Raw genomic sequence first — 9,540 nt, forward strand, 5'->3', positions numbered from 1 at the left:
TAGCTTCACATTAGAGCTTAAACTTATATCAAAAACAAGAGTCAAAAAATAGACTATTACAAGTAAGTTGAGAAGATTCTAGAATCTCCCTTAAGTTTTAAAAAATAAAATACTAATCTATACTTATAAATCTAAGCTCTCCTTAATCCCCTGCAAAAAGAAATAAAGAATCTAAAACCTTTAATAATAAAAATCTATTCTAGGAATCTAAAAAGTTTGATGAGAAAACTAAAAATTTTAAAAAAACAAAAATTCCAAGCAAGAATCTAAAATATAAAAAAACAAGAAACTGCAATTAAGTAAAATAAAGATTCTACAATCAATCCCACTTAAGCTACCTAAACCCCCTATGCTAAGCTTTAGCAGCTATAAGTTGTAAGAAACTCAAAGGGGTGAGGGCGCGCCTCCCAAGGCCAAATCTCTGTTTCAAATTTATAAGCTTTATAGGTTTGGATAAACTCCTCGCTAAATACCCCACCTTCTTTCAAATATGCTTTATCTGCTAGCATTTCCTCAATGGCGTGGCGCAAGGTATGTGGAAGCTGCTTGATGCCCTTTTCGCGAATCTCATCAAGAGTAAGCTCAAAGAGATTAATCTCCATAGGCTCGCCCGGGTGAGTTTTGTTTTTGATTCCATCAAGTCCTGCAAGTAATAAACTTGCAAAGGCAAGATAGGGATTTGCTGAACTATCGGGGAATCTAAACTCCATTCGCTTTGCTTTTTCGCCACTATTGTATGGGATTCTAATACTTGCGGAGCGATTTTGCGCAGAGTAGGTAAGAATACTTGGGGCTTCAAATCCGGGAATGAGACGTTTATATGAATTTGTGCTAGGATTTGTGAAAGCCGCTAAGGCTCTGGCGTGTTTAAGCACACCGCCTAAGAAATGCAAAGCCATTTGGCTTAAGCCTTGATAATCATTACCTGCAAAGAGATTATGCCCATCTTTCCAAATACTGATATGCACGTGCATACCGCTACCATTATCGCCATAAAGTGGCTTTGGCATAAAGGTTGCGGTTTTGCCATTAAGATGAGCTACCATTTTTACAACATATTTGAGCTTTTGCACATTGTCCGCACTCTCAAGCATATCACCAAATCTCACGCCAATTTCATTTTGCCCTTGTGCAACTTCGTGATGAAGCACAAAAGTCTCTAGCCCCACTTGATTAAGCACTTTGACGATTTCAGCGCGTAAATCCACCATAGAATCCACAGGAGCCACAGGGAAATACCCGCCTTTTGTGCCCGGACGATGCCCCATATTGACGCCACCTTCAAATTCACGCGCACGATTCCATTCTCCCTCTTCAGAATCAATTTCATAATATTGACAATTCACAGAATCTTTAATCTTAATCGAATCAAAAATGAAAAACTCATTTTCTGAACCATAATATACCACATCGCCAATACCGGTTTCTTTGAGATGTTTCATTGCGCGTTTGACAATAGAGCGAGGGCATTTCTCATAAGGAGCATTTTTATAAATATCCCAAATATCGCAAAATACCACAGCAGTCGTATCAGCAGTAAAAGGGTCAATAAAATAGCGCACAGGATCAGGGATAAGCATCATATCAGATTTATTAACAGGCTGCCACGCGGGGATAGAGCAACCATCAAAGGGTATGCCCTCAAAGCTCTCCTCATTAATTGCATTGCGAGAAAAGCTCAAATGATGCCATATACCTTTAATATCAGTAAATCGAAAATCAATAAATTCCACTTCATTTTCATCACAAAATGCAAAAAACTCACTCACCGCTTTTTTATCTATATTCACTCTACTCATAAATGCTCCTTAGTCGCTTTTGCTTCTTAAAAATCATAATGCACGGATTATAGCATAAGTGAATACTGCTTTAACAAATATCAAGCTTTTAGGCATAAATTTAGCCCTATCTTTTTGAGGGATTCTAAATTATAGTATTTTTAAGGATTGGTGTTATGGCTGTTTTCCTTGCGATAGTTAAGCTCATCTCTTGCTCTGCAACTTGTTGTTTTGGCAAGAATGCGCAAGGCTTCATCGCTTAGATTTTTGTATTCATCGTGTTGGTCTATGATACAAGGCTTGTATTTGGGCGCATCACAAGCAAAATTTGTTTGAAAGATTCTATCATTGCGCCTTTTTGGGAGTATCGGGCTTGTTTAAATCTGTGTGTTGTGTAGTTTTTATCTCATCGTTGCAGCCCACAAGGCATAAGGCGCGAAGCAAATATATGCAGATTTTCATAGGATTCTTAATTCTAAATAAGTCCTAGCAATGCCTTTGCTTTTTCGTAGGTATTTTTAGCAATAGGGCGCACCGCCTCCGCACTTTTTGTAAGCATTGATTGAATATAGGTTTTATCATTGCAAAGCGTGGCATAGGTTTGCTGGATAGGGCGCAAAGATTCTATAATGACTTCTGCAAGAGCAGTTTTTAAATGCCCATAACCTTTGCCTACAAATTCAGATTCAATGCTCTCTCGGCTTTTTTGTGTCAAAACCTCATAGATACAAAGCAGATTATATAGCCCTGCACGATTTTCATCAAAGACAATATCGCTTTGAGAATCTGTAACTGCTTTTTTGCATTTGCGCCTAATCACTTCGGGACTATCAAGCAAAAAAATCGCGTGATTTTCGCCTTTAGCGGATTTGCTCATTTTATTTTGGGGATCATCTAAGCCCATTACGCGCGCATTGGTTTTGGCTATCATTGGTTCAGGAATGCTAAAACACTGCCCATAATCTCTATTAAAGCGCATTGCTACATCGCGTGTAAGCTCTAAATGCTGCTTTTGATCCTCTCCTACAGGCACAAGATCACTTTGATAGAGCAAAATATCTGCTGCCATAAGTGCAGGATAGTTAAACAAGCCGACATTAATATTTTTTGGATTCTTGCCTGATTTGTCTTTAAATTGTGTCATACGACTCATATCGCCCATAGGAATATGGCAATCTAAAATCCACGCAAGGGCTGCGTGTTCATCGATTTGACTTTGAATAAAAAGATGTGATTTTGTGGTATCAATCCCACACGCAAGGAGAATCCTCGCAAGCTCATAAGTTTTTTCCATAAGTTCTTGTGGATTTTGTCGCGTTGTGATAGCGTGGGAATTGGCTATGCAAAAGATATTTTCATATTGATCTTGTGAATGAACCCAATGCCTTACTGCACCCAAATAATTGCCCAAATGGATATTGCCTGTGGGTTGGATTCCTGAAAAAACGCGTTTTTTGTTGATGCTCATCATTGTCCTTTTGTGATGTTGTTCTAAAAACAAAGGAGTATTATACGATTTTTTGGCTTAAGTTTAAGGCATTATTGCCTTTGAGAGAGCGTTCTATAAATGCACAAAAAGCCAAAAATATCTCTATAAAAATGTATAGAATCTTCTCTTTTTAGAAAGTTGTTTTTAACAAATTGTTTCAAAATGATACGAGTATAAGCAAAGTTTGATTAAAATCCTTGCCAAAATCAACAAGGTAAGGAGATACAATGCTTGAGATACGATGGCATTCCCGTGCTGGGCAAGGCGCAGTAACAGGCGCAAAAGGTCTAGCCGATGTGATTGCAGGGACGGGCAAAGAAGTTCAAGCCTTTGCGTTTTATGGTTCGGCAAAGAGGGGTGCGTCAATGACAGCCTATAATAGAATAGATTCTGAACCTATTCTTAACCACGAAAAATTTATGAATCCAGATTATATTTTGGTGATTGATCCGGGACTTGTTTTTATTACCAATATTTGCTTGTATGACAAACCATCGACAAAATACATCATTACCACGCGTTTAAGCAAAGAAGAGTTGATTGAAAAAAAGCCAGAATTGGCAAACAAAGAGATATACACGCTTGATTGTATTCAAATTTCTATTGATGCGCTTGGCAAGTCTATTCCTAATGCGCCTATGCTTGGGGCATTGATGAAAGTATCAGGAATGCTTGAGATTGATTTCTTTTTGGAAGCTTTCTCTAAAGTGCTTGGCAAAAAGCTCCCTCCACAAGTGATTGAGGCAAATAAAGTTGCCATAAGACGAGCTTATGAAGAAGTCAAATGAGGCAAAGGAGAGGTAATGGAAAAACTAAAAGATTGGGACGAATTTGAAATTGGCTCTGTGTTGTTTCCTTTTAAAAAAGGCGTAGATGGCGCAAGGGAGCTATATAAGAGTGTAAGAACATATAGCGGTGATAGCTCTTTTAGTGATAGTGTAGCGCATTGGCGCGTGGAAAAGCCTGTGCATAATAGTGAAATTTGTATTAATTGCTTTAATTGTTGGGTATTTTGTCCTGATGCGGCGATTCTTACCCAAGATGAAAAACTTGCAGGTGTGGATTATGTGCATTGTAAGGGTTGCGGGGTATGTGTGAGTGTATGCCCCACAAATCCCAAATCATTGCTTATGTTTAGCGACCATAAGGATAATGCAGAGGCACTCAAGGAATGGCCAAGTAAAGAATCTAAAAAGTCGCAAAATAACGCATAAGAGGAGGAGAGAATGGCTAAAGTAATGGAACTTAGAGACATTGAAGTATGGGACGGCAATACAGCAGCCTCTCAAGCTCTTCGTCAAGCGCAAATTGATGTTGTAGCTGCTTATCCTATCACGCCCTCAACGCCCATAGTGCAAAATTATGGAGGTTTTGTGAGCAATGGCTATATTGATGGTGAATTTGTAATGGTAGAATCCGAGCACGCTGCTATGAGTGCGTGTGTAGGTGCAGCAGCAGCTGGAGGGCGTGTGGCTACGGCGACAAGCTCACAAGGTTTTGCACTGATGGTAGAGGTGCTGTATCAGGCTTCTGGTATGCGTTTGCCTATTGTTTTGAATCTTGTCAATCGCGCTCTTGCAGCACCGCTTAATGTCAATGGCGATCATTCTGATATGTATTTAAGCCGCGATACAGGTTGGATCAATCTCTGCACCTATAATCCTCAAGAAGTCTATGATTTTAATCTAATGGCGTTTAAAATCGCTGAAGATAAACGTGTGAGAGTGCCTGTGATTATTAATCAAGATGGTTTTATTTGCTCTCACACTGCTCAATCTGTCCGTCCATTTACTGATGAGGTGGCATATCGATTTATTGGGGATTATATACCTCATAATCCTATGCTTAATTTTTCTAATCCTATAACCTATGGGGCGCAAACAGAGGAAGATTGGCATTTTGAGCATAAATCGCAACTCCATAAGGGCATTATGGATTCAGCACTTGTGATAGAAGAGGTATTTGCCTCTTTTGCAAAGCTTTCAGGGCGGACATATAAGCTTGTAGAAACTTATGATATAGAAGATGCGGAAGTGGCTATTGTCGCGCTTGGCACAAGTGTAGAATCTGCTCGTGTAGCGGCAAAAAAAGTGCGCAAAGAAAAAGGTATTAAAGCAGGGGTAATTTCTGTGCGCACTCTGCGCCCATTCCCCTTTAAGCATATAGTGGCAGCAATAGAGAATCTTAAGGCAATAGCTTGTCTTGATAGAAGTCTTCCGGGTGGAGCTATGGGTATGCTTTTTAATGAGTTTTCAGCAGCCGCGCTTGCCTCAAGTGCGCGCCCTATAATGTCAAATTATATCTATGGACTTGGCGGACGTGATTTAACACAGGCGCATTTAGAGAGTATTTTTGTCGAGCTTAGCGCGAATGCAAAGGCAAATAAACTTACACATCCGCTTCAGCAAATGTTAGGACTTCGCGGACCTAAAATGAGCTTTTTTTAAGGAGAATAAGATGGTAAAAGAAGTAAAAAATCTTAAAGAATTTCAAAAATCATCAAAAAAATTTGAAGGCGCACATTTACTCTGCCCGGGTTGCGCTCACGGAATGATTGTGCGTGAGGTGTTAAATGCGGTTGATGGACCTGTTATTTTGGGGAATTCTACGGGCTGCCTTGAGGTTTCAAGTGCGGTATATCCGCATACAAGTTGGGATGTGCCTTGGATTCACATTGGTTTTGAAAATGGCTCTACTGCGGTTGCTGGAGCAGAGGCAATGTATAAAGCTCTCGCGCGTAAGGGACGATACACAGGTGAGCGTCCTAAGTTTATCGCTTTTGGTGGCGATGGCTCAACTTATGATATTGGGTTTCAATGGTTGAGTGGTTGCTTTGAGCGAGGACACGATATTACTTATATCTGCCTTGATAATGAGGTGTATGCAAATACAGGGGGGCAAAGGAGCGGTTCTACGCCACTTGGCTCAAGTACTTCGACTACTCCTGCTGGGAGTATGAGCTATGGCAAAAAAGAGCGAAAAAAAGATTTGCTTTTTATTATGGCAGCTCATCACGCACCCTATGTTGCGCAAGTTGCACCTAATAAATGGAAAGATATGAATAAGAAAATTAAGCGCGCTGTTGATACAGAGGGACCGACATTTATTAACGCAATGAGTGCTTGCACCACAGAATGGCGTTTTGAATCTCATAAAACCATCGAGGTGAGTGATTTGGCGGTGGATTCTCTTGTGTTTCCATTGTTTGAGATTATTAATGGCTGGGAGGTGCATATTACTTATCGTCCGCGGAATGTTGTGCCTGTGCGTGATTATTTGGGTGCGCAAGGGCGATTTAAGCATCTTTTTAAACCTGAAAATGAGCATATTATTAAGCAATTTCAAAAAGATGTAGAATCTCGCTGGGAATATCTCCAAAAAAGAGAAGAATTAAGCGCAAAATAGATTTTTGCGCCTTTGCCCTTAATGTAGAGGGGGCTTTAATGGGGAGTATTTATTTTCTCTCTTTTTTCATAGTTTAAGACATAAGAATGAAAAAAATGATGTTAATCAAAATGTATTCAAAGTAAGATAGAATCACCGATTTTACTATCCCACATTACTGCTAAAGGATATTATGATGCAAGAAAAATCCGATAAAGCTAAAAAATCAAAAGAAATCAATACCGACTTAGAGTTGCTTTTTAAGAACAGCGCTAGCGATTATGTTATCTATGAGGAAATCATTCAAATCATACACAAAGCCCCAACAAGCGCACAGGTAAAAAAGATTAAGGATTTGAGTAAAAAACACAAAAAGCGACTTTTAAGCTCCTCTGAAGCCGCCAAGATACTCAATATCCAAGAGCAAATCAAACGTCAAACAGACAAGCAAAAAATGCTTGATGAGGAGCTTGAAGATGAATTTGATTTTATGAAAGATAAGGAGCTTCTTGAGTGGAGTAGGAGTGATAGCCCTGTGCGTATGTATTTGCGTGAAATGGGGCAGATTCCGCTTTTGACAAAAGATGAGGAAGTAAGCCTTAGCAAACAAATTGAACTTGGGGAAAATACAATCCTTGATGCGATTTGCTCCGTGCCGTATTTGATTGATTTTATTTATGATTATAAAGATGCGCTCATTAATCGTGAGCGGCGCGTAAAGGAGCTTTTTAGAAGCTTTGATGATGAGGAAGAAGAGGAGCAAGAGGAAGAATATTTTGAGATGAGTGAGCAAGAGGAAGAGGGTGCAAATAAGACAAATTCCAAAAAAGATCAAAAACGTGTAGAAAAAGTAATGGAGAGTTTCAAGGCGCTTGATAAGGCAAAAAGAGAATGGCTTAAAGTGCTTGAAAGCCCTATCCCAGAGGGTGAAGATGAGCTTAGCCATATTTTGCTTCTATCCTATAAAAAGCATATTTTAAAGACAAAGCTTTTAGATTTGGGTCCTACAAGTAAGCTTATTAGCGAACTTGTTAAGGCAATGGAAAACACTCTCAAAAGCGGCGATGGTTTTGAACGTGAATTGAAGCGGCTTGAGTATAAGCTTCCACTTTTTAATGATATGCTTGTGCAAAATCACCAAAAGATTCTTTCTAATATCACTAATATGAGTCGCGATGAAATCGCTGCAATGGTGCCAGAGACAACAATGGTAAGTGTGTATGTGGAGCTTAAAAAATTATTTCAAACCAAAGAGGCAAGTGAGGGAGGGTTTAACCTTGAGCCTGAAAAGCTCAAAGAGATTTTGGAGCAAATTAAACGTGGGAAGTCTATTTCGGATAAGGCAAAGGCAAAAATGGCAAAATCCAATCTCCGCCTTGTCGTAAGTATCGCCAAACGCTACACAAATCGCGGTTTGCCTTTCCTTGATTTAATACAAGAGGGCAATATCGGGCTTATGAAAGCTGTAGATAAGTTTGAGTATAAAAAAGGCTTTAAATTCTCAACCTATGCGACTTGGTGGATTAGACAGGCAATTTCTCGTGCGATTGCTGACCAGGCGCGCACAATTCGCATTCCTATCCATATGATAGAAACCATTAATCGAATCCACAAGATTATGCGCAAACACGTGCAAGAAACAGGTAAAGAGCCAGATATTGATTTTATCGCCAAAGAAGTGGGATTGCCTATTGATAAGGTAAAAAATGTGATTAAAATCACCAAAGAGCCAGTAAGCCTTGATGCACCTATTGGGAGTGATGATGATGGCAAATTTGGTGATTTTGTGGAGGATAAGAGCTTAGTTGGTCCTATGGATTTTATTTTGAAAGAAGATTTGAAAGTGCAGATTGATGAGGTGCTTGAGCAGCTTAATGATAGAGAACAAGCGGTGATTCGTATGCGCTTTGGACTTTTGAGTGATGAGAGTGATAGGACATTAGAAGAAATTGGTAAGGAGCTTAATGTAACGCGTGAGCGCGTAAGACAGATAGAATCAAGTGCGATAAAAAAACTTAAACACCCAAAAGTAGGCAGAAAGCTTAAAAATTATATTGAGGAATAACGCAAAAATAGCTTATTTATGTGTTTTTTAGATTTTTAAGATAGAATCCACATTTTATTTATACCAATCAAGGAGGTCAAAATGGCTTTAGATATGGCGAAAAAGAAAGAGATTATTGCAAAGTTTGCACGAGAGGGCAAAGATACAGGCTCAAGTGAGGTGCAAATCGCGCTTCTTACACAGAGAATCGCGGATTTGACAGAGCATCTAAAAGCAAATCCTAAAGACCACTCAAGCCGACTAGGGCTTTTAAAACTTGTAGGAAAAAGAAGAAAACTATTAAGTTATCTTAAAAAGACGCAATACAATCGCTACGCCAAACTCATTGCTGAACTTAAGCTTAAAGATAGATAGTAGCCTAGAATCTACTTCTTTTCAAAGGCAAATAGCCCGGTTGTGGGATATTCTTTGGGATTAGCAATAGAGATAGTAGGGATAGAATCAAGAGCTTCTTGGTTGATATGCAAGTGATTGTTTTCTAGCTTCATACATTCTATTGTATCAAGGGCATTGGGGATATAGCTCATTTCTAGGATACGCATTTCATCAAGTGTATCAATGATGGTTTGGGGTTTGTAGATACGATGAGCATTAAAGCATAGTCTATCCTCTTTCCCCACAGGCACAGCGATATAAAGCCTTCCCTTAGGTTTTAATACTCTTTGAAAAGATTTTAATGCACTTTCCCACGCATTTGGCTCGATAGGGTCTCCATATCGCCCAAGCCCAAAATGTTCTACACTGCACAAAGCCGAGAGTGATTCAATAGAATTATCCGCGATATTTTCTAATCGGGTAGCATTTTCTTGAAAGTATGTTATGCC

9 protein-coding genes are annotated in these 9,540 nt (G+C 39.3%); 6 read left to right on the forward strand and 3 right to left on the reverse strand.

Going from position 1 to position 9,540, the window contains the following annotated elements:
• Positions 1–359 precede the first annotated feature (359 nt).
• Both glnA and trpS read right to left on the reverse strand, forming a co-directional pair.
• Positions 360–1,799 (reverse strand): type I glutamate--ammonia ligase, encoded by a 1,440-nt coding sequence (glnA, locus tag J1E28_RS07130; RefSeq protein WP_291028224.1) that lies wholly within the window; start codon positions 1,797–1,799, stop codon positions 360–362.
• 454 nt (positions 1,800–2,253) lie between these two features.
• On the reverse strand, positions 2,254–3,240 hold the full coding sequence (gene trpS, locus J1E28_RS07135) for a tryptophan--tRNA ligase (protein ID WP_291028240.1): 987 nt from the start codon (positions 3,238–3,240) through the stop codon (positions 2,254–2,256).
• Positions 3,241–3,494: 254 nt separating this feature from the next.
• Here trpS and J1E28_RS07140 point away from each other — a divergent pair, with 254 nt between their 5' ends.
• From J1E28_RS07140 to rpsO, 6 genes are all read left to right on the forward strand, one after another.
• Entirely contained in the window at positions 3,495–4,055 is a 561-nt protein-coding gene (locus J1E28_RS07140; RefSeq protein ID WP_291028226.1) for a pyruvate flavodoxin oxidoreductase subunit gamma, read from the forward strand.
• A gap of 15 nt (positions 4,056–4,070) precedes the next feature.
• Positions 4,071–4,481 carry a 4Fe-4S dicluster domain-containing protein gene (locus tag J1E28_RS07145; RefSeq protein ID WP_291028228.1) on the forward strand — a complete coding sequence of 137 codons (411 nt, stop codon included), beginning with the start codon at positions 4,071–4,073 and terminating at the stop codon, positions 4,479–4,481.
• Between the two features lie 12 nt (positions 4,482–4,493).
• On the forward strand, positions 4,494–5,714 hold the full coding sequence (locus J1E28_RS07150; protein ID WP_291028230.1) for a 2-oxoacid:ferredoxin oxidoreductase subunit alpha: 1,221 nt from the start codon (positions 4,494–4,496) through the stop codon (positions 5,712–5,714).
• Between the two features lie 10 nt (positions 5,715–5,724).
• Positions 5,725–6,672, forward strand: coding sequence for a thiamine pyrophosphate-dependent enzyme (locus J1E28_RS07155; protein ID WP_291028232.1), 948 nt, complete (start codon positions 5,725–5,727; stop codon positions 6,670–6,672).
• 175 nt (positions 6,673–6,847) lie between these two features.
• Positions 6,848–8,716 carry an RNA polymerase sigma factor RpoD gene (gene rpoD / locus J1E28_RS07160; protein WP_291028234.1) on the forward strand — a complete coding sequence of 623 codons (1,869 nt, stop codon included), beginning with the start codon at positions 6,848–6,850 and terminating at the stop codon, positions 8,714–8,716.
• Positions 8,717–8,797: 81 nt separating this feature from the next.
• Positions 8,798–9,070: a 30S ribosomal protein S15 gene (rpsO, locus tag J1E28_RS07165; protein ID WP_291028236.1), complete on the forward strand. Its 273-nt coding sequence runs from the start codon at positions 8,798–8,800 to the stop codon at positions 9,068–9,070.
• 11 nt (positions 9,071–9,081) lie between these two features.
• Here the strand turns inward: rpsO and J1E28_RS07170 are convergent.
• Positions 9,082–9,540 (reverse strand): DUF268 domain-containing protein (locus J1E28_RS07170; protein WP_291028238.1); only part of this gene is annotated, 459 nt, incomplete at its 5' end.

The organism is Helicobacter sp. (assembly GCF_022511165.1).
GTDB lineage: Bacteria > Campylobacterota > Campylobacteria > Campylobacterales > Helicobacteraceae > Helicobacter_C.